Origin of the sequence: Gordonia terrae (genome assembly GCF_051789125.1) — a bacterium.
Taxonomy (GTDB): Bacteria; Actinomycetota; Actinomycetes; order Mycobacteriales; family Mycobacteriaceae; genus Gordonia; species Gordonia terrae_A.
On the sequence record NZ_CP196526.1, the window covers coordinates 3,607,366 to 3,634,336 of the forward strand.

27 protein-coding genes, 1 tRNA gene and 1 other RNA gene are annotated in these 26,971 nt (G+C 65.7%); 20 read left to right on the plus strand and 9 right to left on the minus strand.

Annotated features, from left to right (window positions below):
* Nucleotides 1–51 precede the first annotated feature (51 nt).
* From ACSUZC_RS16430 to ACSUZC_RS16475, 10 genes are all read left to right on the plus strand, one after another.
* Entirely contained in the window at nt 52–1,281 is a 1,230-nt protein-coding gene (locus tag ACSUZC_RS16430; protein WP_439029571.1) for an AAA family ATPase, read from the plus strand.
* A complete protein-coding gene (locus ACSUZC_RS16435; protein WP_439029572.1) occupies nt 1,278–2,594 on the plus strand; it encodes a vWA domain-containing protein in 1,317 nt (438 codons plus the stop codon). The genes ACSUZC_RS16430 and ACSUZC_RS16435 overlap by 4 nt, the downstream gene beginning before the upstream one ends.
* Nucleotides 2,595–2,663: 69 nt before the next feature.
* Nucleotides 2,664–2,882: a hypothetical protein gene (locus ACSUZC_RS16440; protein ID WP_439029573.1), complete on the plus strand. Its 219-nt coding sequence runs from the start codon at nt 2,664–2,666 to the stop codon at nt 2,880–2,882.
* 18 nt (nt 2,883–2,900) lie between these two features.
* The gene (locus tag ACSUZC_RS16445; protein WP_439029574.1) at nt 2,901–3,758 is read left to right on the plus strand and encodes an SCO6745 family protein; all 858 of its coding nucleotides are present in this window, start codon (nt 2,901–2,903) and stop codon (nt 3,756–3,758) included.
* Nucleotides 3,759–3,997: 239 nt separating this feature from the next.
* Nucleotides 3,998–4,957 carry a hypothetical protein gene (locus ACSUZC_RS16450; RefSeq protein ID WP_439029575.1) on the plus strand — a complete coding sequence of 320 codons (960 nt, stop codon included), beginning with the start codon at nt 3,998–4,000 and terminating at the stop codon, nt 4,955–4,957.
* A 194-nt stretch (nt 4,958–5,151) separates the two neighbouring features.
* Nucleotides 5,152–5,508, plus strand: a complete 357-nt coding sequence (locus ACSUZC_RS16455; RefSeq protein WP_439029576.1) for a VOC family protein — start codon at nt 5,152–5,154, stop codon at nt 5,506–5,508.
* Nucleotides 5,505–5,855 carry an ArsR/SmtB family transcription factor gene (locus ACSUZC_RS16460; protein WP_439029577.1) on the plus strand — a complete coding sequence of 117 codons (351 nt, stop codon included), beginning with the start codon at nt 5,505–5,507 and terminating at the stop codon, nt 5,853–5,855. The genes ACSUZC_RS16455 and ACSUZC_RS16460 overlap by 4 nt, the downstream gene beginning before the upstream one ends.
* The gene (locus ACSUZC_RS16465; RefSeq protein ID WP_439029578.1) at nt 5,845–6,399 is read left to right on the plus strand and encodes an SRPBCC domain-containing protein; all 555 of its coding nucleotides are present in this window, start codon (nt 5,845–5,847) and stop codon (nt 6,397–6,399) included. Before ACSUZC_RS16460 ends, ACSUZC_RS16465 begins: the two co-directional genes overlap by 11 nt.
* Nucleotides 6,396–6,695, plus strand: a complete 300-nt coding sequence (locus ACSUZC_RS16470; RefSeq protein WP_439029579.1) for a YciI family protein — start codon at nt 6,396–6,398, stop codon at nt 6,693–6,695. The genes ACSUZC_RS16465 and ACSUZC_RS16470 overlap by 4 nt, the downstream gene beginning before the upstream one ends.
* Nucleotides 6,696–6,756: 61 nt before the next feature.
* Nucleotides 6,757–7,800, plus strand: coding sequence for a helix-turn-helix transcriptional regulator (locus ACSUZC_RS16475; protein WP_439029580.1), 1,044 nt, complete (start codon nt 6,757–6,759; stop codon nt 7,798–7,800).
* On the opposite strand, the gene ACSUZC_RS16480 is transcribed toward ACSUZC_RS16475, so the two are convergent.
* The 4 genes from ACSUZC_RS16480 to pgm form a co-directional block, all read right to left on the minus strand.
* Entirely contained in the window at nt 7,793–8,911 is a 1,119-nt protein-coding gene (locus tag ACSUZC_RS16480; protein WP_439029581.1) for a class II histone deacetylase, read from the minus strand. The genes ACSUZC_RS16475 and ACSUZC_RS16480 overlap by 8 nt on opposite strands.
* Nucleotides 8,912–9,104: 193 nt before the next feature.
* Nucleotides 9,105–9,177 (minus strand) — tRNA-Ala (locus ACSUZC_RS16485).
* 114 nt (nt 9,178–9,291) lie between these two features.
* Nucleotides 9,292–10,044, minus strand: a complete 753-nt coding sequence (locus ACSUZC_RS16490; protein WP_439029582.1) for a DsbA family protein — start codon at nt 10,042–10,044, stop codon at nt 9,292–9,294.
* Nucleotides 10,045–10,124: 80 nt separating this feature from the next.
* On the minus strand, nt 10,125–11,768 hold the full coding sequence (gene pgm, locus ACSUZC_RS16495; RefSeq protein WP_439029583.1) for a phosphoglucomutase (alpha-D-glucose-1,6-bisphosphate-dependent): 1,644 nt from the start codon (nt 11,766–11,768) through the stop codon (nt 10,125–10,127).
* A 120-nt stretch (nt 11,769–11,888) separates the two neighbouring features.
* Here pgm and ACSUZC_RS16500 point away from each other — a divergent pair, with 120 nt between their 5' ends.
* The gene (locus ACSUZC_RS16500) at nt 11,889–12,524 is read left to right on the plus strand and encodes an alpha/beta hydrolase (RefSeq protein ID WP_439029584.1); all 636 of its coding nucleotides are present in this window, start codon (nt 11,889–11,891) and stop codon (nt 12,522–12,524) included.
* A 4-nt stretch (nt 12,525–12,528) separates the two neighbouring features.
* Here the strand turns inward: ACSUZC_RS16500 and ACSUZC_RS16505 are convergent, their stop codons facing one another.
* Nucleotides 12,529–14,313: a long-chain-acyl-CoA synthetase gene (locus ACSUZC_RS16505; RefSeq protein WP_439029585.1), complete on the minus strand. Its 1,785-nt coding sequence runs from the start codon at nt 14,311–14,313 to the stop codon at nt 12,529–12,531.
* A gap of 182 nt (nt 14,314–14,495) precedes the next feature.
* Here ACSUZC_RS16505 and ACSUZC_RS16510 point away from each other — a divergent pair, with 182 nt between their 5' ends.
* The 7 genes from ACSUZC_RS16510 (at nt 14,496) to ACSUZC_RS16540 (ending at nt 21,163) form a co-directional block, all read left to right on the plus strand.
* The gene (locus ACSUZC_RS16510) at nt 14,496–15,725 is read left to right on the plus strand and encodes a CaiB/BaiF CoA transferase family protein (RefSeq protein WP_439029586.1); all 1,230 of its coding nucleotides are present in this window, start codon (nt 14,496–14,498) and stop codon (nt 15,723–15,725) included.
* Nucleotides 15,726–15,745: 20 nt separating this feature from the next.
* On the plus strand, nt 15,746–16,585 hold the full coding sequence (locus ACSUZC_RS16515; protein WP_439029587.1) for an ABC transporter ATP-binding protein: 840 nt from the start codon (nt 15,746–15,748) through the stop codon (nt 16,583–16,585).
* Nucleotides 16,582–17,727: an ABC transporter permease gene (locus ACSUZC_RS16520; protein ID WP_439029588.1), complete on the plus strand. Its 1,146-nt coding sequence runs from the start codon at nt 16,582–16,584 to the stop codon at nt 17,725–17,727. The genes ACSUZC_RS16515 and ACSUZC_RS16520 overlap by 4 nt, the downstream gene beginning before the upstream one ends.
* Nucleotides 17,724–18,365 (plus strand): class I SAM-dependent methyltransferase, encoded by a 642-nt coding sequence (locus ACSUZC_RS16525; protein WP_439029589.1) that lies wholly within the window; start codon nt 17,724–17,726, stop codon nt 18,363–18,365. Before ACSUZC_RS16520 ends, ACSUZC_RS16525 begins: the two co-directional genes overlap by 4 nt.
* Nucleotides 18,366–18,456: 91 nt before the next feature.
* Complete coding sequence (locus ACSUZC_RS16530; protein ID WP_439029590.1) at nt 18,457–19,380, plus strand: metal ABC transporter substrate-binding protein; 924 nt, start codon at nt 18,457–18,459, stop codon at nt 19,378–19,380.
* Nucleotides 19,377–20,174, plus strand: coding sequence for a metal ABC transporter ATP-binding protein (locus ACSUZC_RS16535; protein ID WP_439029591.1), 798 nt, complete (start codon nt 19,377–19,379; stop codon nt 20,172–20,174). Before ACSUZC_RS16530 ends, ACSUZC_RS16535 begins: the two co-directional genes overlap by 4 nt.
* Complete coding sequence (locus ACSUZC_RS16540; protein WP_439029592.1) at nt 20,171–21,163, plus strand: metal ABC transporter permease; 993 nt, start codon at nt 20,171–20,173, stop codon at nt 21,161–21,163. The genes ACSUZC_RS16535 and ACSUZC_RS16540 overlap by 4 nt, the downstream gene beginning before the upstream one ends.
* Nucleotides 21,164–21,200: 37 nt before the next feature.
* Here ACSUZC_RS16540 and ACSUZC_RS16545 read toward each other — a convergent pair whose 3' ends face one another.
* The 4 genes from ACSUZC_RS16545 to ACSUZC_RS16560 form a co-directional block, all read right to left on the minus strand.
* Nucleotides 21,201–22,997 carry a DUF262 domain-containing protein gene (locus tag ACSUZC_RS16545; RefSeq protein WP_439029593.1) on the minus strand — a complete coding sequence of 599 codons (1,797 nt, stop codon included), beginning with the start codon at nt 22,995–22,997 and terminating at the stop codon, nt 21,201–21,203.
* A gap of 253 nt (nt 22,998–23,250) precedes the next feature.
* Entirely contained in the window at nt 23,251–23,952 is a 702-nt protein-coding gene (locus ACSUZC_RS16550) for a TIR domain-containing protein (protein WP_439029594.1), read from the minus strand.
* An 828-nt stretch (nt 23,953–24,780) separates the two neighbouring features.
* Nucleotides 24,781–25,154: a transfer-messenger RNA gene (ssrA, locus tag ACSUZC_RS16555) on the minus strand.
* Between the two features lie 61 nt (nt 25,155–25,215).
* Nucleotides 25,216–25,797, minus strand: a complete 582-nt coding sequence (locus ACSUZC_RS16560) for a TetR/AcrR family transcriptional regulator (protein ID WP_439029595.1) — start codon at nt 25,795–25,797, stop codon at nt 25,216–25,218.
* Nucleotides 25,798–25,939: 142 nt separating this feature from the next.
* Between ACSUZC_RS16560 and ACSUZC_RS16565 the strand changes: the two genes are divergently transcribed.
* Both ACSUZC_RS16565 and ACSUZC_RS16570 read left to right on the plus strand, forming a co-directional pair.
* Nucleotides 25,940–26,296 (plus strand): hypothetical protein, encoded by a 357-nt coding sequence (locus tag ACSUZC_RS16565; protein ID WP_439029596.1) that lies wholly within the window; start codon nt 25,940–25,942, stop codon nt 26,294–26,296.
* Between the two features lie 147 nt (nt 26,297–26,443).
* Nucleotides 26,444–26,971, plus strand: a complete 528-nt coding sequence (locus ACSUZC_RS16570) for a hypothetical protein (RefSeq protein ID WP_439029597.1) — start codon at nt 26,444–26,446, stop codon at nt 26,969–26,971.

Below are 26,971 nucleotides of genomic sequence, written 5' to 3' on the forward strand. Positions count from 1 at the left end.
CCCGATCCCGACCCACCGCACTTCCCCGCGCCCCCGAACCCCAGGTGAACCATGTCCACAGACTCTGTGACCACACTGCCCCATGCCGACGAGCTCGAGACAGCCGGCGAACTGCTGGCGCTCCTCGGCGCCGTCACCAGCGAACCACGCCCCCACGATCAACTCGAGGCTCTCGCGCTGGCCGTGGCCGCCGACCTGCCCGTCGTGCTGTGGGGCGAGCCCGGTATCGGCAAGACCGCTGCGCTGACGCAACTGGCCGATTCGCTCGATATGCCACTGACCACCGTCATCGCAAGCGTCCATGAGCCGTCCGACTTCTCCGGGCTCCCGGTCGTCGGCGACGACCCGGCATCGCGTGGGGTGCCGATGGCACCACCCGACTGGGCGGTTCGCCTCGCCGATGCCGGTCGCGGACTGCTGTTTCTCGACGAGCTGTCCACGGCCCCTCCCGCGGTGCAAGCCGCTCTATTGCGGCTGGTGCTCGAAAGGCGAGTCGGCGCACTGCAACTCCCTCCCGGTGTCCGCATCGTGGCCGCCGCCAATCCACCGTCGTCGGCGGCAGACGGATGGGAGCTGAGCGCACCACTCGCCAACCGTTTCGTCCACCTGCACTGGACTCACGACCACGACGTCGTCGTACGCGGTCTGGGCGGGACGTGGCCGCACGCGACCCTGCCGACCCTGGACCGCCAGAAGTTCGCCGCGGCCGTCGAATTCGCTCGTCGTGCCGTGTGTACCCTCCTGGCGGCCCGTCCCGCGCTGGTGCATCAGCTGCCGGGCAGCCAGACCCGCCGGGGCGGCGCGTGGCCGTCACCGCGGAGCTGGGACGCGACCATCCGATTACTCGCTTTCGCGACCGCGTCATCGGCGTCGCCCGATGTCGTGTCGTTGTTGATCCGGGGGGCCGTCGGCGACGGACCCGGCTTCGAGTTGCTGGCGAGTATCGACCACATGGACCTCCCGGATCCCGAACTGTTGCTGGCCGATCCATCGGCGGCCGAGCTCCCCGAACGAGGCGACCTGCGCCAGGCAACACTCGATGCCGTGGTCGCAGCTGTCCGGCGTCATCCCGACAGATCCCGGTGGGACGCGGCATGGGAGGTGCTCGCCCGCGCCGCACGGTCCGGGGCACCCGATCTGGTGGTGGTGCCCGCAACGACGCTGGCCACACTGCGACGTGACGACTGGGAGGTTCCCGACGCCATCGACCAGCTGGCCGGGGTGGTGTCGGTCTCGCGGGCAGCCGACGAGGCCGCCGATCGCGCGACCGCACCGCGATGACGTCACCCCAGACATCCTCGATCCCGTCGGGGACGTCGAGCACGCCGTCAGAGACGTCGATCAGACTCTCGGACAAGGTGTATGCCGCGCGCCTGCACGCGGTTCGCGCCCGGCCGTACATGGCGACGGCACTCTATGCGCTGCACATCGTCGAGTCGTCACGCGTGCCCACCATGAGCGTTGACCGCTACTGGCGGTGCTATCTCTCGCCTGCCTTCCTCACCGCTCGGCCCGAGGAGGAGATCGCTGCTCATCTGGTGCACCTGGTCTCCCACCTTCTGCGCGATCATCACGGACGCAGCGACCGTTACGCCCGCGCCCACGGACTGCGCGGCCCGGCGGAACGACTGCGGATGAACATCGCGGCCGATCTCGAGATCAACGACGATGCATACGGAAACGGGTTGATCACTCCCGTCGACGCCGTCCGTCCGACGATGCTGGAGCTGCCCGCCGGCGAGCTGATGGAGGACTATCTCCGTCAGTTCCGTCTCGGGCCTGCCACCGACCAGATGTGCTGGGTCGAATGCGGCAGCGGGGCGGACGGACTGGACCGCGAGTGGGAGCTGGGTCCGGGCGGAGCGAACGGCCTCGGCGCGCAGCAGCGGGACGCGGTGCGGTTCGCGGTCGCGAGGTCGATCTCCGATCGCCCCGGCTCGGTGCCTGCGGGCTGGCGCCGATGGGCGCGCGAGGCCGTCCACCCGCCGCAGCCGTGGCAGACCCTTCTCGGCGCGGCCATCCGGACCGCGGTGTCGACGGCAGGCGTCGGCAACGACTACACCTACGGCCGACCGGCACGACGGTCGGCCGCGCTGCCCGGCGTGATCGTGCCGAGCCTGCGACGCACCCCGCCCCGGGTGAGCGTCGTCATCGACACGTCGGGGTCGGTCAGCGATGCCGAGCTGGGGAGCGCACTGCTCGAGGTCGCCGCGATCTCGCGGGCCGTCAGCGGTCGGCGCGACCTCTTGTCCGTGCTGTCGTGCGATGCCGCCGCGCGGGTGGTGCACCCGATCTGCCGGGCGGAGGACATACCGTTGCACGGCGGCGGTGGCACCGACCTTCGCACCGGGTTCGAGAGAGCACTGCGACACCGGCCCGATGTCGTCGTGGCACTGACCGACGGTCACACCCCGTGGCCGAACCGCAGGCCAGGATGCCGGACGATCATCGGACTGTTCCATCGCGAGGCCTATGCGTACACACCGCTCACCGGATGGCCTGCGCCGGGCATGTCCGGCGTCGGGGTGCCCTCCGCCCCCGCTCCGCCGCCGGAGTGGGCACACGTCGTGCGGATCGGCGAACCGCAGCGCTGAGGGAACGAGCCGAGGCTTTCGGGTAGACCTGTAGGTGCGAAGCAAGTGGACACGAGAGGAGTGATCGCCATGTCAGAGTCCGATCTGCCCAATGAAGCGAGCGACGCCGACGCGATCGAGCAGCGGCAGCCCGTCGACGCCGATCCCGCGACCGATCAGGCGCCGGCCGTTCCGCTCGACGCCAACGACGCCGATGTCGCCGAGCAGGCCACGCCCGTCGACGCCGACGAGAACGAGGATTATCCGAGAGCATCAGCTGCCGAACCCGATGAGCCTGCTGCGGACTGATCGCACGGTACGGCTCCGGTGAGAACTCGAGACGACAACCCCGAGCGGCGGTTGTGGCGCGCCTACGAGCCGGTTCACGCCGTGTGCTATTTCGATCCGAGGTTCGCTGCGGCAATGGCCGAGAGCGGCCTGACCGGTTGGTGGAACGGCTATTTCGCCGGTCGGGCCGCCCCGCTGGGACCTACACCGCCGGAGGTCGTGACCGCACTGTTCTTCGGGTTCTCGCCGTCGATGGTGGCTCGCGCGGTTCCCAAGATCTGGACGCGCATCACCCCGCAGGCAGCTGTCGAGGCGCGTCTGTCTGCAGCCGATCAGGTTCTCGGGGAACATGTCTCGGCCGGGTCGACCGACGACCTCCGTCGGGTCACCGACAACCTGGAACGCGCGGTCGACGGTCTGGGCTTCGACGGACGCGCACTTGCCGGCGCCTGGTGCGCGGTGGACCGGCCCGCCGGCCTGTGCCGGCGACTGTGGCTGTCCACCACGATCCTGCGTGAGCATCGCGGTGACGGTCACGTCGCCGCCGCGACCGCCGCGGGTCTCAGCGGTCTGCAGGCGTCGATGACCCACATCGCCGACGGTCGGGTCACCCGGGAGATCATCCAGGCCAACCGCGGCTGGACCGATGAACAGTGGGACGACGCGTTTCGCGAACTCGTCGAACGAGACATCCTCACCCCCGCCGGAGCCCTCACCGACCGCGGTACCGCATTACGCGAGTCGATCGAGGACACCACCGATCGATTGGCCGCGCGGGCCGGGCGTGCACTCCCCGACGCGGAGTGGACTCTCGGTGTACTCACCGCACTGGCGCGTGTGCTGGTCGATCGGGGCGTCATACCGATTCCCAACCCGATCGGGGTGCCGCGACCGTGAGGCCGGATGGACGCCACCCGGTCCGTTCCGGTCGCGGGGGCGCCTACCGGTTGCTTCCGTAAACCCACCACCGATGGACAGGTCCACCCGCCGAACACGGGTGGACCTGTCCATCCGTGGAGGGTTTGTCGAGCTGTGCATCGCGAACCCGCTGTGCTCATTCGGTCACATGAAACTCCCCGAGGTGGGTCTCGGAGCGCGATAACCTCCCGAGGTCACCCGACCACGAGGAGCCGACCGTGGGTACTCCCTATGACCCGAACCAACCGACCGCAATGGGTCCGCAGGGGCCGCAGCAACCCGGATGGCCGCCCGCGGGACAGCAGCCTTACGGTCAGCAGCCCTCTGGCCAGCAACCGTATGGCCAGCAGCCCGGCATTCAACAGCCGTTCGGCCAACAACCGCACGGCCAACAGCAGTACGGGCAACAGCCATATGGTCAACAACCGTTCGGCCAGCCACCCTACGGCCGGCAACCTCCCCCGCCGAAGTCCGGCGGCGGCAAGAAATGGTGGTTCATCGGTGGCGGCGGACTCGTCCTCGTCCTGATCGTCGTCGTCGCAGTCGTGCTGGCGCTGACTCTGATCGGCGGCGACGACAAGCCCTCGACTCCGACCGCGTCGGCGCTCGAGATGGTGTTGCCGGAAGACCGGTTCCCGGACATCACCGGCGATTTCACCACCGAGACGGGCAACACCGACGACGATGCCAGCTCGGTGGACAACGAGAAGTGCGCGACGTTGGTCAACTCCCAGCAGACCACCAACGAACGAGCCGAACGCGAGCTCACCGAGACCTCGTCGTCGAGCGAGATCCTGTTCGGGCTGGACAATTACAGCGCCGACGTCACCAAACCGGCAGACAACGGGTACGACGATTTCGACGAGATCCTCGCCGCCTGTTCCTCGTTCACACTGACGCTCGACGACGGCGACGTCCCTGTCGCACTCACACTCACCGAGGTGGACCTACCGATCGACGGCGCGTACAAAGCGGTCCGGATGACGGGTGCGTACAAGGTCGGCGCCTTCGAGCTGAATCTTGCGGGGATCCTCGTCATCGGCGAGGAACGGGGCGTGTCGTTCTCGGTCACACACAACACCGTCGACGACGCCCCACCCGCCGTGGACCCCGAGGTCAACAACAATCTGGCCGAGATGTTCACGACGCAACGTCAGATCATCCGAGACGCCGCGTAGCACCGCGACGGCCGTCGTCGCGCTCACCTCTTCCGTTCCCGCTCACTGAAATTCGATGAGCGGGAACGGAAGAGGTGAGCGAACCGTGAAGGGCGGCCGACTCCGGGGTGGTCGGAATCCGACACCACTGGCGCCCTTTGTCAGTATCCGCTAACGTTAGTGGTGACCGACAAATGCCAGAACGAGGAGTCATCATGGGAGCACCCGTCGCGTTCTTCGAGATCACTTCGCACGACCCCAGCCGTCTCACCGCGTTCTATCGCGATCTGTTCGACTGGACCATTGACGACAGTTCCGGCCCCGACTATTCGCTTGTCGACACCGGCGCGGGTGATGGCGCAATCGCCGGCGGCATCGGTGCCGTGTCCGAACCCGCAAAAGCCGGTGGCGTCGCCGTGTACATGCATGTCGACGACCTGCGGGCTGCCCTCGACCGGGCCGAGACCCTCGGTGGCAAGGAGCTCGTGGGGCCCACCGATCTGCCTGACGGTTTCGGTCGATTCGCGATGTTCGCCGACCCCGACGGCAACTCGATCGGGCTCTGGTCGTGACCGAGAACCAGCCGGGCGTCGACGAGGCATTGCGTGCCATGGCAGAGCCCCGACGCCGCGCGATCCTCGAGCTCGTCTCCGGACACGAGCTGGCGGCGGGTGAGATCGCCGCGCATTTCGAGGTCAGTCGGACCGCGATCTCTCAGCACATCTCGGTGCTGAAGGACGCGGGGTTGCTCGTCGAACGCCGCGAGGGAACTCGCCGGATCTACCGCACGCGACCCGAGGGCATCAACCAGTTGCGCGACATGCTCGACGGCATGTGGGCGTCATCTCTCGACATCGCGCGGCAGCTGGTGGAGGCCGAGCGCGGATTGACCGACGACGAGGTGAACCGTGCCGGGTGAGGGCCAGACCGCTACCCCGCGCGATACGGATGACGGTTCGGTCCTCCCCCTGAGCCGCCCGCCGATACGTCAATCCGTCACGGTCCGTAGCGATCTCGACCACGTCTTCACCACTTTCGTCCGGACCATCGGCACGTGGTGGCCCTTGCAGCCGATGTCGGTCGGCGGTGACAGAGCACGCACGGTGACGATCGAGGAGCACGCCGGCGGCCGCGTCTACGAGACATGGGACGACGGCACCACGGCCGAATGGGGCCGGCTCGCCGTGTGGGAACCGCCGGGCCGCTTCGTGATGTCGTGGCTGAACACGCCCGAACCCACCGAAGTCGAGCTGACGTTCACTTCACTCGGCGAGGCGCTCACCCGGGTGTCCGTGGAGCACCGCGGGTGGGAACGCCTCACCGACGACCAGCTGCGTGAAGACTGCGCGGCGCCGGGCGGTTACAGCTCCGGCGCCTACTCCGGTGGCTGGGCGACCGCGTTGACAGCGTCGGCCGCCGTCATCGAAGCAACCCCCACCGCTCACCGAGAGGCATCGTCATGACCCATTTCGTGTACAAACTCGTGCCGCCCCGGCCCACTTTCGGTCCGGGCGACATGTCCGACGACGAGGCGGCCATCATGGGCCGTCACAGCGCGTATTGGTCGGAACTGCTCGACAACGGGACCGCGGTGATCTTCGGACCCGTCGTCGACCCGGCCGGGAACTGGGGCCTTGGTGTGGTGCGCGCCGATTCCGAGGACGTGGTCCGCGCGATCAGCGACGCCGACCCGGCAGTCACCTCGGGTCTTGCCCGCGTCGAGATCCTCCCCATGCCGGTCGGTGTCGGAAGGGACTGACCGACGCAGCGGAGGTGACAAACCCGCCGCGGCTTCTGCCAGACGCTACTACACTGGCGAAATGAGCGATCCGGCAACCGATCTGACGCGGGGGCAGTTGACGCGAGCGGTGCAACTGCTCCAGGCTCATGTACGTTTCGACGCCGCGCTGCTGGTCCACCAGCCGAAGGGCGCACGGTCTCGTATCGTCTCGCAGGTGGGGTACACCTCGGGTTCGGCCTGGGCCCTCCAGCATCTGTTCCCGCGGGACTACGAGATCGGGTTCACCCACCGGCTCAACCCCGGAGACGGACTGCCGCTGTCGATCAGCGACGCCGGTGGCGCGGTCCGCGAAGAGTTCACCCGCACAGTGTTGTTCGAGCACTATCTGCGGGCTGACGGTTTCGTGGACGGGATGACGGTCGAGTTGTTCGACGGCGGCGACTACATGGGTCTGGCGCACTTCTCCGCTCGACGCCCGGACGCGTTCTCGGCGCCACAGCGAGCACTGGCCCGCGATCTGTCGGGCTTGTTGGCGCTGGTACTGCGACCGGGCCAGACGGCCGAGACCGTTCGGAGAGCGCCGTCGTCCGCGGTTGCGGCCGACCCCACGGACTCGACCACACCGACCGGGTCGACCATCTACCTCCGCCAGGGTGCCCGATTCCTCCCGGCCGGTCCGCCGGATGTCCCGTTCGTCACCGACGAGGCTTTCGCACACGTCGTGGACCACTTCGTCACCTGCGGCGCCGGTGAACTCCGGCACCTCTGGTGGCATCAGGGGGCGTGGTACCGGGTGACGCTCTCGTGCCTGGGCGACTTCGGCGACATCAGGGTGACCGCCCGGCCGGTGACCCCCGACCGGGTGTGGCATCTGAGCCCACAGGAGGCACGTGTACTCAGCGGACTGGTGGTGGGACGCACCGACGCCGCGATCGCCGCGGGACTGGATCTCAGTCCGCGGACGGTGCACACGCACATGGTGAACATCCGACGCAAACTCGGGGTGGACCGACGGACCGAAGCGGTCGCCAGGGCGACGGCGACCGCAACCGTCATCCCCGGCCCCGCGACCGCGCCCGTGGACGAGCTGGCACGGATCTACCGCGACTCGTTCCCTAGGTGATGTCCGCCAGCAGTTCCCTGGCTGCGTCGACCGCCTCGCGCTCGTGGGCGAGCAGGTCGTCGCCGCCCATGGGCCCCAGGATCGGCGCGAACGCATCGGCTGTGCCGGTCGACACGCCCGCGAGTTCCTCGACCACCGCCAGCCCGCAGAACGGAACGTAGTACGGGCTGTACCCACCCTCCTGGAGACAGACGAGTCTGCCGTCGGCCACCTCATCGGCCACGTCGATGATCTTGCGGGCGAGCGATCGGAATCCGTCGGCGCGCAACATCATACGCGCCAGGGGGTCCATCATCGATGCGTCGAATCCGCTTGCCACGATGATGAGTTCAGGACGATACGCGCGCAGCGCGGGCAGGACCACCGCGTCGAAGGCGTACTCGTATGCGCCGCTGCCCCCGCCGGGAGGCAGCGGGACGTTGAGCGTGTATCCGAACCCGTCACCGGAACCCCGCTCGTCGCGGAACCCGGAGTCGGACGGGAAGCAGCGATCCTGGTGCACCGAGATGTTCAGCACCTTCGACGACTCCCGGAAGATGTCCTGGGCACCGTTCCCGTGATGGACATCCCAGTCGACGATCGCCACCCGCCGCATCCCGAGCACGTCGAGCGCGTGGGCCGCCGCGACAGCGCCGTTGTTGAAGATGCAGAATCCGCGCCCGGTGGCGCGCTCGGCGTGATGCCCCGGGGGATTGATGAGTGCGTAGGCGTTGCGCACGGTACCGTCGACGACCGCTCGAACAGCCTCGATCGCGCCTCCGGCCGCGAGCAGCGCGATGTGATGCCCGCCGTTGCCGAAGGGCGACACCCCGTCACCGGCGTCGCCGCCCTTGGGTAGGGCGCTCTCGGTGACGATGCGGTCGTAGTGGGTGGCGTCGTGAACCCTGAGGACGTCCTCGCGGGTTGCGGGCGCCGGCTCGAGTTGCCGCAGCGAGTTGATCAATCCGGAGGCGCTGATCAGCTCGTGGAGCCGTCTCTTGGTGTCGGGATGTGCGACGTGATGCGCGATCGGCTGGGTCAGTGCGTCGACGCTGGGCGGGAAGATGCCGCCGCTGCCTGTGTCTGCCCACCCGTAGAGCGTGTTCCAGATGTATCCGGTGGTCGTTGCCACGATCGTTCCTTCCGTCCGAGTCTGCGTGTCGGTGGACACAGCATCAGCGGAGCGGTGACGGCTGTCATCGGTACAAATACCGAGGGTGGATGAGCCGAGAGGCGGCTGCTCGGACGGTCGACAGCCGATACGGTGTCGTGGCCGCCCATGAGAAAAGCCCGCCCCGACACATGTCGGAACGGGCTTTGTCGAGTGGAGCTAAGGGGACTCGAACCCCTGACCCCCACACTGCCAGTGTGGTGCGCTACCAGCTGCGCCATAGCCCCGTATTTTGTTGTTCCGCCCTGTTCAAGGGCACTGGCGAAGTTACACCATCTCGGTGATGCCAGCCAAATCGCCAGGACGCCGACCCGGGTGGTGTCGGGCCGGCGTCCTGCGGGTCACGAGTTGCTGCCGTCCAGGATGTTGTCGAGCCAGGCGTTGCCCTCGAGGACGCCGTCGACGGGCTTCCCGTCGTGCAGCACGGTGGGTGTGCCGACCTGTCCGCCGGTGGCCTTCGACAGTTCGTCGGTCGACTTCTTCGCGTTCTCCTCGGCCTGTGCGACCTTCGCGTTGTCGGTGATGCATGTCGCGGTGGCCGGAGTCGCACCCTGTTCGGTCGCCATCCGTGCGAGCTCGGGACTGGTGATGTTGCCGGTGCCGTCCTCTGGCGGCTGCGCGGTGAACAGTGCGCTGTGGAATCGCAGGAACAGGTCGGTGTTCTGCTCGCCCGCAACGCAGGTGAGGGCACCCGAGGCACGGGAGCTGTAGTCACCGGTCGCCGACCGTGCGTTCAGGAAGTTCAGCGTGTGGTAGCGGACTCGCAGCTTGCCCTCGGTGACGGCCTTGGTGATGGCCGGACCCGACTGCTGCTCGAAGACCTTGCACACCGGGCACATGGGGTCCTCGAAGACGTCGATGAGGGGCGCCGTTTCCGGGCCCACGATCATCGTCGAACTCGCGGCGAGCGCCGACTGGTCCGCCTCGCCCTTGTCGCGCCCGCTCCACCAGATCCCGCCGATGACGAGGCCCGCGATCACCAGTACCGCGATGCCCCCGAGGACGTAGGTCATCGTGTTCGACGGCGCGCTCGGCTGATACTTCGAGTTGGTGGTGCGGGGCACCGAGGCTCCCGGCTTACGCTTCTTGCTCACATTCCGACAATATCCGCGCAGCACTGATAATTGTCTGAGGGATCAGCGCGAAGCCCCGGTCGTTCGGCGGCGGGCGGCGTTCAGCTTTCCAGCGCCGCATCGACGACCTGCTGGGCTTCTTTCTGCACCTGCGCGAGATGTTCTGCACCCTTGAAGGATTCGGCATAGATCTTGTACACGTCCTCGGTACCCGAGGGTCGTGCGGCGAACCACGCGTTCTCGGTGGTCACCTTCAATCCGCCGATCGCCGCACCGTTGCCCGGCGCCGACGTCATGATCGCGGAGATCGGTTCGCCTGCGAGTTCGGTCGCCTTCACCTGATCCGACGACAGCTTCGACAGGACTGCCTTCTGTTCCCGGGACGCCGGTGCGTCGATCCGGGCGTAGGCCGTCGACCCGTACTCCTCGGCGAGTTCGGCGTACCGCTGCGACGGCGTCTTCCCGGTGACGGCGAGGATCTCCGACGCGAGCAGGGCCATGATGATGCCGTCCTTGTCCGTCGACCACGGGCTGCCGTCGAAGGTGAGGAACGACGCCCCGGCGCTCTCCTCGCCGCCGAACGCGACGCGGCCGTTCAACAGGCCGTCGACAAACCATTTGAAACCGACGGGGACCTCGAGCAGTGGCCGCCCGATACCCGCGACCACCCGGTCGATCAGCGACGACGACACCAGCGTCTTGCCGACCGCCGCCGATTCCGACCACTGCGGACGATGCGTGAACAGATAGTCGATCGCGACGGCCAGGTAGTGGTTCGGGTTCATCAGGCCGGCGTCGGGGGTGACGATGCCGTGACGGTCGGAGTCGGCATCGTTGCCGGTCGCGATGTCGTAGGAGTCGCGGGCCGAGATGAGGGAGGCCATCGCATTGGCCGACGAGCAGTCCATCCGGATCTTGCCGTCGGTGTCCAGCGTCATGAACGAAAAGGTCGAATCCACAGTCGGATTGACGACTGTGAGGTGATCGAGGTTGTACCGCAGACCGACCAGCGCCCAGTAACCGACCGACGCTCCGCCGAGCGGGTCGGCGCCGATCCGGATGCCGGCATCCCGGATCGCCGTCATGTCGACGACGTCGCCGAGTCCGTCGATGTAGTTGAGCAGGAACGAGTAGTCGTGCACGTACTCGCCGCCGCGCGCCCGTTCGAAGGGGATGCGCTTGACGCCGTCGAGCTTCTGCTCGAGCAGTTCGTTGGCGCGGGCCGCCACCACGGAGGTGATGGAGGTGTCGGCCGGGCCGCCGGTGGGCGGGTTGTATTTGAAACCTCCGTCGCGGGGAGGGTTGTGCGACGGGGTGACCACGATGCCGTCGGCGGAGACCCCCGGGTTGTCCCGGTTGAACGTGAGGATCGCGCGGCTGACCGCCGGCGTGGGGGTGAACGAGTCGCTTTCCGCGGTGTAGACGGTCACCTCGTTGGCCGCGAGCACCTCCAGCGCGGTCCGCCACGCGGGTACCGACAGCGCGTGCGTGTCGAAGCCGATGAACAGAGGGCCCGAGATGCCGGCCGAGCGGCGGTAGTCGACGATGGCCTGCGTCGTGGCGAGGATGTGGGCTTCGTTGAACGCGTTGTCGAAACTCGAACCACGGTGCCCGGATGTCCCGAACACGACCTGCTGCAATGGGTCCGACGGATCAGGGACGTTGTCGTAGTAGGCACGCACCAACGCGTCCACATCGACCAGGTCTTCGGGCAGGGCCAAGGTACCAGCGCGAGGATGTGCCATACCGCGATTCTGCCACTCCCAGCCGGGTTCGCCCGGCTGACGAACCGATCCGATCGGCCGCGGCGAGCGAATCGCTACGGTGAGACGATCGTCGACGCCGCGTGGGAAGGCCCTGCACACATGTTGATCTCCGGACTGTCCGGGCTGTTGTCGCCCGGCCGCCTGTCCCCGGGCCTGCTCGTGCTCGTCCTCCCGGGCGGCACCGACAACAGTCACCAACCCTTCACACCCTGGCAGCCGTCCGCCCTGCGTATGTACCCGTTCACGTGGTCACTGCGACTGCGTTTCGGCCGGTCGGTGCGCGTGCACCAGGTCCGCTATCGCGTGTATGGCTGGAACGGTGAGGAGAACTCACCCATGCTGCCCGCACGCGCCGCACTCGACGAGATGTGCCGACGGCACCCCGGCGTCCCGGTCGTCGCGATCGGCCATTCCATGGGCGGGCGGGTGGCAGCGCACCTCGCCGCGGACCGCCGGGTCATCGGCGTTCTCGGACTCGCACCGTGGTGGCAGTTCGCCGACTGGCGCCACATCCAGCCCGGCGCGCGCGTGGTCGCGGTACACGGCGATGCCGACACACGGACGCTGGCCAAACGGACCCGCAAGGGGATCGACGAACTGGCCGCCACGGGCATCGACGCCGAGTTCATCCCCGTACCCGGCGGCGGCCACCCGATGCTGGACCACATCGGCCTCTGGCAGCGCAGCGCTCTCGACTTCGTCGGCGAGCGACTGTCGGCCTTGCGAGCTGCCTGACGCGTCAGGTCGTCCGGCGCACCCCGGCGAGTTCGTCGACGAATTCGGGGTAGAACTGCACGTACTTCTCCCCCGACAACACGTACAGCGGGTCGTCACCGGTCTCGGCATACCCCTGCTTGCGCAGTTCGGTGCGCATGTTCTTGAACGTCGACGTGTGCTCGAGCTGTGGGACGATCCGCACGAACAACGGCAGTGCATAGGCCGGCAGTCCGGTGCGCACGTGCCGCGCCAACCCGTCTGCGTCGAACGAAGACCCGTCCCGCACGCTGATGGCTGCCATGCCGGCCTTGCCGTCGACTCCGGGGACCGGCACGCCGAAGACGACGGCCTCCTCGACGGACTCGTGTGCGTCGAGGACGGCCTCGACCTCGGTGGTCGCGACGTTCTCGCCCTTCCAGCGGAAGGTGTCCCCGATGCGGTCGACGAAGCCGATGTGGGAGAAGCCTTGGTCACGGACGACGTCGCCGCTGTTGAACCACTTGTCGCCCTTGCGCTTCGCGTCCCGGACGATCTTGCGCTCGGTGGCGGCCGGATCGGTGTACCCGTCGAAGGGCACCCGCGAGTTGATCTGTGCCAGCAGAAGTCCCGTGCCACCCTTGCCCACCGGCCGCACGCGGCCGTCGGGACCGCGCAGCGGCTCTCCGGTCTCTTCGTCGTATTCGACGATGGTGTACGGGAGTGGGGAGAATCCGGCCGTCTTGGACAAGCCGAACACGTTGATGAACCCGATGTTGGCCTCACTCGCGGCATACAGTTCGACGACGCGATCGATGCCGAAGCGTTCGGTGAAGGCGTCCCAGATGTCCGGGCGCAGCCCGTTGCCGACGGCGAGGCGCAGGCGGTGCGCTCGATCGGTCGGCCTGGGCGGTTGCGCGAGGAGATACCGGCACAGCTCGCCGATGTAGGCAAAAGCAGTGGCGTCGTTCTCGATGATCTCGTCGATGAATCGCGACGCCGAGAACTGCTTGCCGATGGCCAGGCAGGCGCCCGACGCGAGGACCGACGAGACCGAGATCGTGAGTGCGTTGTTGTGATAGAAGGGCAGCGCCGTGTACATGACGTCGTCGCCGCGCAACCGGATGCCGAGTCCGCCGATGCCGTTCAAGGCGACCAGCCACCGATGGTGACTCATCTTGCTGGCCTTGGGATATCCGGTGGTACCGGACGTGAAGATGTAGATGGCCGTGGAACCGACCTCGATCGATTCGGTGACCGGCAGGTCGAGGGGCGAGCAACGCGCGGTCAGGGTGGCGAGCTCGTCGAAGGTGAACTCCTTGGCCGGGCGGCATCCGGCGGGCACCGACTCCAGCGCCTCCAGTAGTTCACGTTCGTAGAGAACGACTTTCGGCTCGATCAGACCGAGACTGTGTTCGAGGACGGTGCCCCGCTGGTTGTAGTTCAGCATGCCGCAGATGGCGCCGGTCTTGACGATCGCGAGCATCGTGATGACCACATCCGGGTGGTTGCGCGACAGCACGGCGACGACGTCTCCGCGACCGATGCCCTCCCGAATCAGGAAGTCGGCGAGCCGGTTCGCCCGCGCGTTGGCATCGCGGTAGGTGATCGAGGTGCCCTCGAACCGCAGGAAATCCCGATCGGGATACTTGGCGACACTCTGCTGGAAGCGCTTGCCGATCGACATCTTGGTCGTCGGCGGTTTGGGCAGCATCTGCGGCAGGGTGCGCAGGATCGTGCCGGCGTCACTGCGAAGCGACGCGACTCCCGACACCATGTCGGCCAGCCGGATATCCGGCAGGAGTCCCGTTCCCGACGCGTGATCAACCATGTTCGCAGCCTCCCCTGTGTGTTGAACGACACACACCCTAGCCGGAGTCCCCCACCAATGACACGTCGGGGCAGATTCGTTCCAAACGATGGATCCCGGTGAGCGGGCGAAACTGCAACACGATCCACGTGGCGGCGGTGTCGAGGCTTGGCGAGGGCCGACCGACCGGCCACACTGTCCTGATGACCGACACCTCCGCCGGAGCGACGGGCGTTTCCGGCCCGCTCGACGGCGTCACCGTCCTGGAATTGGGCACGCTGATCGCCGGGCCACATGCGGCTCGCCTGCTGGGCGACATGGGCGCCGACGTCATCAAGATCGAGCCGCCCGGCAAGCCCGACCCGATCCGCACCTGGGGTCAGGCCGAGGTCGACGGACACCGCTTCTACTGGACGGTCCACGGGCGCAACAAGAAAGCGATCACGCTCGACCTGCGGTCGGACCGCGGCCGCGAGCTGTTCCTCGCTCTGGTCGATCGCGCCGACGTCGTCGTCGAGAACTTCCGCCCGGGAACCCTCGAACGGCTGGGCATCGGACCCGACGTTCTCTTGGCCCGCAATCCGGGACTCGTCGTCGTGCGGGTGTCCGGTTACGGCCAGACCGGCCCGGATTCGACGCGCGCCGGTTACGCCTCGGTCGCCGAAGCCGCGAGCGGGCTGCGCCACCTGAACGGGTATCCGGGCCAGCTCCCGCCGCGCATCGCCCTGTCGCTGGGCGACACCCTGGCAGGGATGTTCGCGGCACAAGGGGCACTCGCCGCGCTGGTTCGGCGTTCGGTGACCGGCAAGGGTCAGGTCGTCGACACCTCGTTGATCGAATCCTGTGTCGCGGTGCAGGAGTCGGCGATAGCGGACTACGACGCCGGCGGTGTCGTGCGCGGGCCGTCGGGTACCCGCCTCGACGGCATCGCACCGTCGAACCTCTACCCCACCAGCGAGGGCACCCACGTCATCATCGCCGCCAATCAGGACTCCGTCTTCGCGAGACTGTGCGCAGCGATGGGACAGCCCGAACTGGCGACCGACGAGCGGTTCGCCGATCACGCCGCACGCGGCCGCAACCAGGACGAACTCGACGACCTGATCGGCGAATGGTCACAGCAGCACTCCCCGGAGAAGCTGACCGAGATCCTCGGTGCGGCAGGCGTTGTCGTGGGTCCGGTGAACACAGTCGCCGAGGTGGTCGCAGACCCGCACCTACGTGCACGCGGGATGATCACCGAGCACTACGACGAGCGTGCACAGCGCACGGTGCTCGGCCCTGGCATCGTGCCGCAGTTCAGCGAGACCCCGGGCGGTGTCCGCAACGCCGGGCCGCCCGCGCCGGGATGCGACAACGACGCCGTCTACGGCGGGTCACTCGGGTTGTCCGAGGACGAGATCGCCGCGTTGCGCGAGGCCGGGATCATCTGACACTCGGCTACGGTCGAGGCATGTCACTGGTCGCGACCGGGCTCTCGCGCACCTTCGGCCGGCACACCGCCGTCGCCGATGCGAGCCTCGAACTCAGATCCGGCAGGATCACCGGGCTCGTCGGCCCCAACGGGGCGGGCAAGACGACTCTGCTCCTGCTCCTCGCCGGCCTGCTCGCCCCCGACACCGGAACGATCGTCGTCGACGACGCGCCGGTGAACCCGGCGGACATGCGACGGCTGACCGGGTGGATGCCGGACATCTTCGGTACGTGGGAGAGCCTCACGGCGCACGAGATCCTGACGACCTTCGCCAAGCTGTACGGAATGCCCACCACCCAGGCCCGGCAGCGCGCCACCGAACTCCTCGAGCTGGTTCACCTGACCGATCTCGCGACGCGGCCGGCGCACGAGCTCTCGCGCGGCCAGAAACAGCGCCTCGGCTTCGCGCGAGCCCTGGTGCACCAGCCCCGGATCCTGTTGCTCGACGAGCCGGCGTCCGGAATGGACCCACGATCGCGGATGGACCTGCGCGGCCAACTCCGCCGCCTCGCCGACGACGGGTGCTCGATCCTGGTGTCGTCGCACATCCTCTCCGAGCTGGAGGAGATGGTCGACGACGTCGTGCTGATGACCGAGGGCCGAACCCGCACGCCGCAGGGCGCGGTCGGCGGGGTGTGGCGAATCCGGTTCGTCGGGCAGCCGCCCGGGCAGGTACGGGAAGTTCGATTCGACGACGAGTCCGCCGCCGCACGGCACCTCGCTCAGTTGGTGTCCTCCGGTGCGGCCGTCAGCGAATTCGCACCCGTGTCCACCGGAATCGAAGACGCCTACCTCGCCCTCGACCCGGAGCGCCGATGAACACGAACCTGCACCAGGCGGCCGCTTCGGACGCTTCACCGCGAACAGGGTTCGCGTCGTGGTGGCGGATGGTCGGGGTCATCGTCGAACTCGAGTTACGTCAGCGGCTGCGGACGACGAGATGGAAGGCCTCGCTCATCGTGGCCTTCGTCGTGACCTCGCTGGCGGTCTTCGGGTCCCTGTACCTGGCCGTGGGGGTGTTCGGCGGCACCTACACCGGATGGGCGTCGAACCTGTACGGGCTCCTCATCGGTTTCCTGTTGCTGCTCGGGATCATCGTGGCTCCCACGCTGGCGGCGACCACGATCAACGGTGACCGCAAGGACGCGACCCTGGCCGTGGTCCAGGACACCGGGATCACCAATTGGCAACTGGCGCTGGGCAAACTCATCGGGAGCTGGGTGGCGGGCATCGCCCTGGTCGCCGTCGCCGCACCGTACCTGATCTGGGGCCTGGTCGAAGCGCCCCAGTCGATCTGGCGCAGCGTGCTCGGCATCGTCGTCCTGGCACTCGTCTTCGCGTCGTACGCAGGCATCGGACTCGGATTCTCCGCGGTGACAGCGCGCCCGGCGGGATCCGCGGTGCTGACGCAGTCTGCCGTCTTCTTCCTCCTCCTCGGCCTGCCGGTGGCGTTCGGTCTCCTGTATCCGACGACGGCACAACTGCACTCGGTGATCCGCACCGACACCACGGTGACGGACCCATCGAGCCCGACGCCCACCTGGACGTGTCAGGAGGTCACCCGCGAGGAAGAGTTCCACCACCACGAACGCATCTGGTGGCTCCTCGCCCCGAATCCGTTCTTCATCGTGGCCGACGCCGTGTCCTCTCCACCGGAGAACCCGCTGAGAACGTCTGACAGCACGGCAGCCCAGGAGATCTCGCGGACACTCTCGGCGGTTCGGGCGGGTCCCTACATCGGTCCGCGGACGTGTGCCGACATCTCCTTCGGCTACATCGACGAGGGCGACCGCACCGGCCATCGCGCCCGCGAAGCGGCCCACGAGACGTCCGGGATGGGCCACTCGTGGTACGTCGGCCTGGGGATCTACCTGGTGTTCGGCGGGCTCGGATACGTTGTCGCAGCACGTCGTCTGCGGATCCCTGCGGGCAAGCTACCTCGGGGAGTCCGGATCGCATGAGTGCCGGAGACGACATCGTCGGGTTCCAGCCCGGTTACGACGCCCTCGCCGACCTGTACGCCGAGACGTTCCCGTCTCCGTTCTCGAACGCGTTGCAGCACGGGGTGATCAGAGCCTTCGTCGACCACGTCCGCGGGAGTGAGGTGCCCGGAACCGTGCTGGACGTGGGCTGCGGGCCGGGCGGTGTGACGGCGGAACTGGCCGCCGCGGGTCTCGACGTCATCGGCGCCGATCCGAGTGCGGAGATGCTGCGGATCGCGAGGGCCTCGCATCCCGGCCTTCGCTTCGTTCTCGACGATGCACGGCTGACCTCGACGGAGCTCGACGAAGTCGACATCGCGGCGATGGTCGCACGATTCAGCCTGATCCACGTGCCGCCCGAATCCGTCCCGGGCATTCTCGACGGCTGGGCCGCACGCATGAGGTCCGGCGGTGTCGTGCTGATCGCCGGACAGACCACCGAGGTGGACGAAACCGTCGAATTCGACCATCGCGTGGCGCCCGCGTGGCGCTGGCACCCGAATCGAATGGCGGCGGCGCTGGCCGAGGCCGGTTTCGACGAAGAATGGCGCACCGTGAAACGCGCCGACGACACCCATCGCTTCGCCGAGTTCCATCTCCTCGCGATGCGCCGATAGTCGCGGTCGACGAGTTCGCGCGTCCAGTTCGCGGCGGGAGCTCGGACCCGCCTGACTAGAAAGTTCGGGTAACCGAAACTATAGTGTCGGCATGCCCAAGCATGCTCGTCGTCGGCTCGTCTCCCTCGGAGCGCTGCTGGCTGTCGTGGGTACCGTCATCGCGGGCTGCACGTTGTCGAGCCGGTTGCCCGACGAGAAGGTTGTGCTCACGACGTTCACCGTGCTCGCCGACATCGCGTCCGAGGTCGCCGGCGATCGATTGAAGGTCGAGTCGATCACCAAACCGGGCGCCGAGATCCACGGGTACGAACCCACTCCCGGCGACATCCGGCGCGCCGCGACCGCCTCGCTCGTCATCGACAACGGACTCAATCTCGAAGCCTGGTTCGCGCAATTCGTCGACGACCTCGACGTCCGTCACGTCGTCGTCAGCGAGGGCGTCGAACCGATCGACATCGCGTCGGATGCCTATGCGGGAAAACCGAATCCGCATGCGTGGATGAGTCCGGTCAACGTGCAGATCTACGTCGACAACATGGCGGCGGCGTTCAGCGAGCTGGACCCCGACGGTGCCGCGACCTTCGAATCCAACGCGACCGCGTACAAGACACAACTCCAGCAGGTCCAGACCGACCTCACCACCGCACTCGACGCACTGCCCGCCAACGAGCGCGCACTGGTGACCTGTGAGGGCGCCTTCTCCTACCTCGCCCGCGACGCGGGGCTCACCGAGCGCTACATCTGGCCGGTCAACGCCGAGCAGCAGGCGACACCGCAGCAGGTCGCCGCGGCCATCGACTTCGTCCGCGCCAACGATGTTCCGGCGGTCTTCTGCGAGTCCACGGTGTCGGACGCCCCGATGAAGCAGGTCGTCAACGCGACCGACGCCCGATTCGGCGGAACGCTCTACGTCGACTCGCTGTCCGAGGCCGACGGCCCGGTACCCACCTACCTCGACCTCATCCGCCACGACGTCGCGACCATCGTGTCGGGCCTGACCGGGAGCAACACATGACCGCGATTCCTCCCCCGACCGGCCACGCCATCGCAGTCGACGACGTCACCGTCCGGTACGGCGACATCCTCGCCCTCGACCACGCATCGGTTCGGGTCCCGGCGGGCCGGATCTGCGGACTGGTCGGCATGAACGGGTCGGGTAAGTCGACGCTGTTCAAGACGATCGTGGGGTCGGTCACCCCGACCACCGGCTCCGTCACTCTCGGCGGTCGGACGCCGGCCGCCGCCCGTCGGGCGGGCGTCCTCGGTTACGTGCCACAGTCCGAGGACATCGACTGGAGTTTCCCGATCTCGGTGCGCGACGTCGTCCTGACCGGCCGCTACGGCCACCTCGGGTTCACGCGACGCCCGAAACGCACCGACCACGTCGCCGTCGACGAAGCGCTCGCGCGCGTCGAACTCGGCGACTTCGCCGACCGCCAGATCGGTCAGTTGTCCGGAGGTCAGCGCAAGAGGGCCTTCGTTGCGCGTGGAATCGCTCAGGAGGCGTCGATCCTGCTGCTCGACGAGCCGTTCGCCGGCGTCGACAAACGCAGCGAGGCCACCATCACCACACTGCTGCGCGAACTCGCCGACGCCGGAACGACGATCCTGGTGTCCACCCATGACCTGCAGGTCCTACCCGAGCTGGCCGACGAAGCAATCCTGTTGATGCGCAGGGTGATCGCGCAGGGGCGTCCCGCGGAAGTGATCACCACCGACAACCTCGTGCGGGCCTTCGGACTCGACCCCCTCGCCCGCCCCGTCTCCGATCTGCGCCCACTCGATCGCCGGGAGGAAGAAGCGTCGTGACCATCATCGATCTCCTCCTCGACCCGTTCGCGTACGCATTCATGACCCGTGCCCTGTGGGCGACGCTCATCTCCTCGGTCGTGTGCGCACTGCTGTCGTGCTGGCTCGTGCTGATCGGCTGGTCGCTCATGGGCGACGCCGTCTCGCATGCGGTCCTGCCCGGCGTGGTCCTCGCCTACATCGCGGGGATCCCGTTCGCTGTCGGCGCGGTGATCTTCGGATTCGTGGCCGTCGCCCTGATCGGCGTGGTTCGCGACGGCGGTCGTATCAAAGAGGACGCAGCGATCGGCATCGTCTTCACGACGCTCTTCGCACTCGGACTGGTGCTGATCTCGGTGACGCCGAGCCAGACCGACCTCAACCACATCATCTTCGGCAACCTGCTGGGCGTCTCGACCTCCGACCTCGTGCAGATCGCCATCCTGGGCGCGATCGTCGCGGTGCTCCTCGTGCTGAAACGACGCGACTTCACCCTGTACGCCTTCGATCCGACCCACGCCTTCGCCATCGGCCTGAGCCCGCGTCTGCTCGGCGCAGGTCTCCTCGCGCTGCTCGCGCTGACCGCGGTGACCGCGTTGCAGGTGGTCGGCATAGTCCTGGTGGTCGCGATGCTCATCATCCCGGGAGCGACCGCACGTCTGCTCACCGATCGCTTCGGGCGGATGCTGATCATCGCGCCCGCCATCTCCGCGATCTGCGGTGTCATCGGCCTGTACGTCTCCTACTACCAGGACACCTCCCCCGGCGGGATGGTCGTCCTCGTCCAGGGCATCGCGTTCTTTGTCGTCTACCTGTTCAGCCCGACCCATGGCGTCCTCACCACGCGGCGCCGTCGGCGGGAGAGTGCGAAGGCGGATACGGACCTCCCGGACTATGGCCGCCGGCTCCCGCAATTCATGAACGCTGACTCATCACGGAATTCCCAGGCTCACAGTCGTTCAGAAAACTCGAAATGCGACCTCGGCCAAGACCAAACTCCCGGGATGTAAGAGTGGCGCCGGGCGACGCGGTTACTCAGATAGATTGTCACTGAACCACCCAGATCGTCTCTACAGCCAATTTAGCAAGCTCCTCGGACCTTTTCTGAATGTCTCGCACAGTCGGCCCATAGCTAGCCTTCTGTTTGAACCATCGCTCTAGGCTCGAATCTTTCGGAACTCCAGAATTGCTAAGCACCCGACGTTTCTGCTTGAACGCCTGATCGCCGATTCCAGAATTGGCCAAACCGCTGAGCAGCGTAAGGTTTCCTACTGAAAATACCGGATCGTCGAACGAACTCGAAGCGGACTTCTGGGGAACGATATGCTCAATAGTCCACGCACTCGTATCGAGCGGCGAGGGGAGTTGCCCCAACCTTTTTGCAACTGTTAAGAGAACGTATCGAATCAAATCACTTGAACCGCGTGCTCGCTGCGCGGCATTCAACGTCATTCCAGGTGCATACGCCAACTTGACAAATGAGCCCGTCACGACGGAAGTATTTGGTAGACTGCCCCGCAGCCGAGCAACGAAATCGTCGATGGCTTCGCTAACTTCTCTCTTTGAGCCTGAATCCTCTAACGTCACCGAAAATCGGTTGTACCGGCCTCGCGTCCCACCGGTCGAACCACTACTCGCCATTGCACTAAACTGGAAATGAAAGTTCTCAATGGCGGCGACAGCGCGCTTCAACTGCTTTTCGGTTATGTAGTTAGTCTCATTAAACTTTCGAATCAACGCAACAATTGCCGAATTCGCAACCGAGACATTGAAGACCTCTAAGGCACGAATAGAATCCTGCACCTCTGCAATAGACAAACCTTGGCGAACGCCCGTTTTCTTTGCCGGAAATTCTTGTCTGCGCTCGAGGTGGGAGTAGATTTCAGCATCCACCTCTAGCTCCGAAAGATAGGACTCATGCGTTATATACCCCGCCTGAATGAACCGTTTTAGCTCCTTGTATAGTTCCGGTTCTTTCACCGCATCTCGACGGGAGTTCCAAGACTGCCAAATGAATCGGTTGATTGAGTCCGGCTCGTCGCCATAACCAGTTACATTATCCACGATTCTCTGCCAGCGCGTTGCGACAGCGCCTCTATCTCGAGGCTCCTTCGAGATACCTCTCACGAGCATGTTCTTCACCAGGTCAGCAAGCTTCAGATCCGCCCCCCTGGTGTTCAGCGTCTCGAAGATAAGAAAAGCATCTTCTTCGGCATCGAGTTCGACCTGGATAACTCGCGCCTGGAGGATGTTGTTGCGAAGCTCTTTCAATCGAGTCATCTTCGCTTCCAGATCAGGTAACTGCTCGAGTTCGGCAGTCACTTTATTCTCGAAGAACCCCCGTGCTTTACCGACCAATTTCGCGCTTGCGTCCCAAGTTGCGCCAGACGGTATCGAATCCGGTTTCTGTATAACTTCCCAGAACATGTCCTCAGGTCGCGTTAGGACTGCATACTCCTCCGAGTTATCGTCCTTAGCTACGAGATACTTCTGTGTAATCGCTATCTGCTCGGTGACTCGCGAATGCGCGTCGGCTTCATTGTCATCAACCGAACCACCTATCAAGGTAAACGAATCACGCACGACGGAGAGCGCAACCGCACTGGTGGTAATTCGTTGTTGCCCATCAATCAAAGAGAAGGTGTTCCGGAAGAGATTGCGTCGCTGACTGATCCATGTAACTGTCGTTCCGAAGAAGAAGTCACTCTTGGCCAGCGCAACGTCGTTCCAATAGTCCTCAAGCTGGTCATCCTCCCAGCTGTAGGGACGTTGAAAATTCGGCACTTCATAGAGACAGTCCTGAAAACACTCTTGAATGTTCTTGGCCTTAGAATTTATCTGCATCCGTTCTGCCTCATGCCTTTATTGTTCGTCATTACATGTTTCAGATAGTTAGAATTGACTGATCACGATCTCATTGCTGCGACTTCTGAAACATCACATCTTTTGATGTGAAGATAAACCGCACCCCTCCCCACTAGCGTGGCGCACGAGGCAATTGTTACTGCAACCAGTCCGCCTAGCCTCGCCTCTTCGAACAATGATCCGATCAAGCCGGCTGGCGCAGTATAAAGAGTCGATGCTAGAGGATCCAAACCTACAGCGCTTCCGGATCCGGCGTATACCCTGCCGCTTGCAGTTCCTTGAAAAGCTTGGACTTTACTTCCTCGATCTTATTCTTAAACGGGAGATATAGTAGGCCATGGATATCACTGGGCTTCTCCACGTCCTCTTGATAGAGAATTGCAACGCGTTTACGACCGAGATTCGCGAGTACCATGCCCAGTTCTAGAATGACGTTCTGACGTGCGCGCGGTTTTGGAGGTCCCGGTTCTGTGGCCACATGACCAACGTCGTCAGGCGTTAGTAATACGCATGCGTAGCCAACGTCTCCAGACTGCCTCAGATACCTCTCCAACTTTTCTATAATAGTATCTCCGGCCGCCGGGAGGTTAGCCAGTATGATTGGCTTCAGTCCCATTTTCCTCAGAAGGAGATCCAGTGCATCCGTCGCGGCCGTATCGTGTCCGTACACTACGAAAACGTTCTTGTTCGGACCAGGATTAGGTTGAATGCCAATCTCGTCTTCACCGATCGGTAACGGGTTGCCCTCGTTTTTCCATGTGCGCAACTCTGTCGAAAGCGGAGTGTTCTTTCCCTGAATCTGCACGGTACCGGTATTGAAGAAGTTCACCACTTCTCCCGACTTCGCTCTCACTTGAGTACAATGCTCTTGACTCTTGACGGAATACTCAACACCGCGCTGTGTGAAGAACGCCTCCACCTCTGCTTGGTTCATCCACCCTCCACCCTCCCCTAGCGGCATCATCTGTCGCGAGGCGGCAACCTCCCGAACGCATCAATTCCCCTATCTAACCGGACGGCAACGAGTACCGCTTGCGAATGCGACGACGTCCGTGCCGGGGCTGGTGTATGCCGCAGGTCGGTCCCAGCACGGCGGTGTCACCGTGCACACGGGGCCGACCATGTTGCCCTAGCAACGATCTTCGGTTCTGGATGGCTCAAATTGATCAGGCGGTCCTTTCGAGAGCGCGCTGGACTCCAACGAAAACTGCCTCGACCTCGGTCGCAACCACTCTCACACGTTTAGATCGACCAGCTCGCCGGTGAGATCTACCGCACGTGGAGGGGTCATGATGCTCGCGTACCTCGTGCACTACTGCCTTCGCTGGGCGAACTGGCAGCGCTTCACCTGCGCAGCGTCAACCGTGTCGCCGCCTGATGTGAAATCTATCCCGAGCGCTGTGCAGCCGAAGTAGCCGACACGTTTCGACGAACAGCGGACGCCCCCCGCCGGCTCCGACGCACTGCTGGCGCGGCATGGACGTCACGCCGCTACACCCGGCCAAGATGGCGCACTGGTAACCGCCAGCCGTCGCGGGCCGCGGATCCGATGGTGCTAGGCCCGCCAATCCCTATTCGACTTCCGGCGGTTCGCGAGCTCCACCGCTCTCTATGGCAAAGCGCCCGACGACGACCTTGATCAGGTCGCCGACCGTATGGGCGCCGCGCGCGAGTGAGGTGAGATTGTTGTCACGGTGGCCTACCCACCGACCCTGAAATGAAGAATGGAGGCGCCCCACCTGCGTAAACAGGTGGGGCGCCTTCGTGGAGCTGCCGGGAATTGAACCCGGGTCCTCCGTCGTGTTGTTAGGGCTTCTCCGTGTGCAGTCCGCTATGTCTCTACTTGGATCTCCCGGTCACGCGAACAAGCCGAGATGACGATCCCAGTCGCTGTTTGGTGTTCCGACCTCACCCGCGACCGGCGAGGACGGTGAGCTCCCATAGATGATGCCGGCATCCGGGTCTGGGAGCATAACCCGGGCCGACAGACTAGCCGGCGCTACTTAGGCAGCGAGGGCGTAGTCGCGCTGATTGGAATCGGCGCTTAATTGGTTGCTGCGACGCTTACGGTGGTCTCCAGCCTGCACCGACACGCTTCCCCTATCTCGACGCACGAAGTCGAAACCGATCAGCCCCGAGTAGGACCCGCCGACCTCAGTCAGCGAGCACTTCAGTCTAACAACTCGTTCCGCAGAGTTCATTCCCGTTTCCCCGGAGACCTCCGGCGGGGGTCACTTCCGGCGGCGAAGACCATGGGAGCGAAGGCCGTGACGGTTCGGTCCTCCCAGTCGTCGGCGACACCTCCGGTGCGAGCGCGTTCGGCGACGAGCGCCCCGACGATGCCGTCGACCAGCATCTCCGGCTCCATCGACGCCGCGAACTGACCACGCCGCTTACCCGCGTCGATGACCTCCCTGAGTTCGGCGCGATGCCGCGCCAGTACTTGCCTGAAGAGCACGCCGAACTCAGGATCGGAATCGGTCAGGAGAGCCGCCATGCCGCCGAAACCGATCCCGTCGACCACCATCGACGCCGCGTGGCTCACCACCCAGCGCAGCCGGGCCTCCGCAGGAAGGTCCGCATCGGGCGGCTCGACGACGGCGACGTCGAGCAGAGCTGCGCCGAGCATCTCGTTCCGGTTTCGGTAGCGGCGATAGATCGTCGTACGCGCCACCCCGGAATGAGCGGCCACGCTCTCGATCGTGACCCCGGCCGGTCCGCGGGTCCGGAGCAGTTCGAGGGTCGAACGGACTATTTTCGGGCCGCTGCCGCCTGCCACGTCGTGGTCACCTCCCGTTTCCCGCCGATCCCGGTTCCGTTGCCGGCAGGAATACTACCGCGCCACGAAACGCTACACGTAGCGTAGCGCTACAGTGAGTGTAGCGATCTGGGTCGGGACCATCCAACGAAAGGAGTTCGTCGTGCGCGACACACCTCGATCGACATCTCTGGCTTTCATCGGCTATCTGATCCTGCTTCTCGGGTTTCTGTTTCTCGGGTTGTTCGTGGTGGCGCTGGCCGGCGGCGTCGGTGCTCCCGCTTGGCCGTTCGGCGTCGCGATGGCCGTCTTCGTGACGACGTCTGTCGCGTGCTTCCGGCGCCAGTCGGCGCTCAGCCGCCGATCACGGACCTCCGGCGGCGACATCGTGTCCGCTGACCCGCTGACACCACTCCTACGACGAACCGACATCGAGCGCTACGAGCGCATCTACCGCCCCAGTGCGGATGTCTCGACCTTGCACCGGGCGGAGTGGACCGGCGCGGATCGCGCCGCGTGACGACGACCAGCCGCGCGAATGGCGGAGTCGGCTGAGCTGCCAGCTCATTCACAGCTCACCGCCAGGCCCGGCCAAGGCGCCGGCGGGATCGTGGAGACCTCGTGAGCCGAGGACGGACTTCGGCCGACCGACGAGAGCGAGACCGACATGACCTCCCCGACCCCCGGCGAGCACGAACCCGACCGCGCGTCCCCGGCCCCGCAGGCACCCCGGACACCTGACGACGCCGCGACCACGCCGATCAGCCCGGAGCCGACCCCCGGAGCGAACTCCTACGAGTCCACCGGCGCAAGCGACCCCGCCGCCTCGCACGGCCCGGTCGCCAAACCACGTCCGGTGGCCCCGAAGACCGCACCGGCCCGGTCGGCGCTCATCGCCGGCGCAGCCGGACTGGCCATCGTCGCAGGCGCACTCGGATTCGGCGCCGGCTACATCACCGGCGACACGACGTCCGAGCGGCCCACAACTTCCGCCGTCTGGCAGCAGGGCGGCAACGGGCCAGGGATGGGAGGTGGACCGCAGATGGGCGGACCACAGATGGGTCAGCCGGGGATGGGCGGCCTGCCGGGCCGACAGAACCGAGACGGTGAGAGCGGCTCCGAGTCCGACGAGCAGGACGGTGAGGGAACGCCGCCCGGGGCGCCGTCACAGGAGCAGGACCAGACCGGAGGCTGA

What these genes read in the sequence shown, in the direction of transcription:
- ACSUZC_RS16430 (WP_439029571.1), top strand. Translation starts at nt 52, where the DNA reads ATGTCCACAGACTCTGTGACCACACTGCCCCATGCCGACGAGCTCGAG.
- ACSUZC_RS16435 (WP_439029572.1), top strand. Translation starts at nt 1,278, where the DNA reads ATGACGTCACCCCAGACATCCTCGATCCCGTCGGGGACGTCGAGCACG.
- ACSUZC_RS16440 (WP_439029573.1), top strand. Translation starts at nt 2,664, where the DNA reads ATGTCAGAGTCCGATCTGCCCAATGAAGCGAGCGACGCCGACGCGATC.
- ACSUZC_RS16455 (WP_439029576.1), top strand. Translation starts at nt 5,152, where the DNA reads ATGGGAGCACCCGTCGCGTTCTTCGAGATCACTTCGCACGACCCCAGC.
- ACSUZC_RS16470 (WP_439029579.1), top strand. Translation starts at nt 6,396, where the DNA reads ATGACCCATTTCGTGTACAAACTCGTGCCGCCCCGGCCCACTTTCGGT.
- ACSUZC_RS16475 (WP_439029580.1), top strand. Translation starts at nt 6,757, where the DNA reads ATGAGCGATCCGGCAACCGATCTGACGCGGGGGCAGTTGACGCGAGCG.
- pgm (WP_439029583.1), bottom strand. Translation starts at nt 11,768, where the DNA reads ATGGCACATCCTCGCGCTGGTACCTTGGCCCTGCCCGAAGACCTGGTC.
- ACSUZC_RS16500 (WP_439029584.1), top strand. Translation starts at nt 11,889, where the DNA reads ATGTTGATCTCCGGACTGTCCGGGCTGTTGTCGCCCGGCCGCCTGTCC.
- ACSUZC_RS16505 (WP_439029585.1), bottom strand. Translation starts at nt 14,313, where the DNA reads ATGGTTGATCACGCGTCGGGAACGGGACTCCTGCCGGATATCCGGCTG.
- ACSUZC_RS16510 (WP_439029586.1), top strand. Translation starts at nt 14,496, where the DNA reads ATGACCGACACCTCCGCCGGAGCGACGGGCGTTTCCGGCCCGCTCGAC.
- ACSUZC_RS16515 (WP_439029587.1), top strand. Translation starts at nt 15,746, where the DNA reads ATGTCACTGGTCGCGACCGGGCTCTCGCGCACCTTCGGCCGGCACACC.
- ACSUZC_RS16520 (WP_439029588.1), top strand. Translation starts at nt 16,582, where the DNA reads ATGAACACGAACCTGCACCAGGCGGCCGCTTCGGACGCTTCACCGCGA.
- ACSUZC_RS16525 (WP_439029589.1), top strand. Translation starts at nt 17,724, where the DNA reads ATGAGTGCCGGAGACGACATCGTCGGGTTCCAGCCCGGTTACGACGCC.
- ACSUZC_RS16530 (WP_439029590.1), top strand. Translation starts at nt 18,457, where the DNA reads ATGCCCAAGCATGCTCGTCGTCGGCTCGTCTCCCTCGGAGCGCTGCTG.
- ACSUZC_RS16535 (WP_439029591.1), top strand. Translation starts at nt 19,377, where the DNA reads ATGACCGCGATTCCTCCCCCGACCGGCCACGCCATCGCAGTCGACGAC.
- ACSUZC_RS16545 (WP_439029593.1), bottom strand. Translation starts at nt 22,997, where the DNA reads ATGCAGATAAATTCTAAGGCCAAGAACATTCAAGAGTGTTTTCAGGAC.
- ACSUZC_RS16550 (WP_439029594.1), bottom strand. Translation starts at nt 23,952, where the DNA reads ATGAACCAAGCAGAGGTGGAGGCGTTCTTCACACAGCGCGGTGTTGAG.
- ACSUZC_RS16570 (WP_439029597.1), top strand. Translation starts at nt 26,444, where the DNA reads ATGACCTCCCCGACCCCCGGCGAGCACGAACCCGACCGCGCGTCCCCG.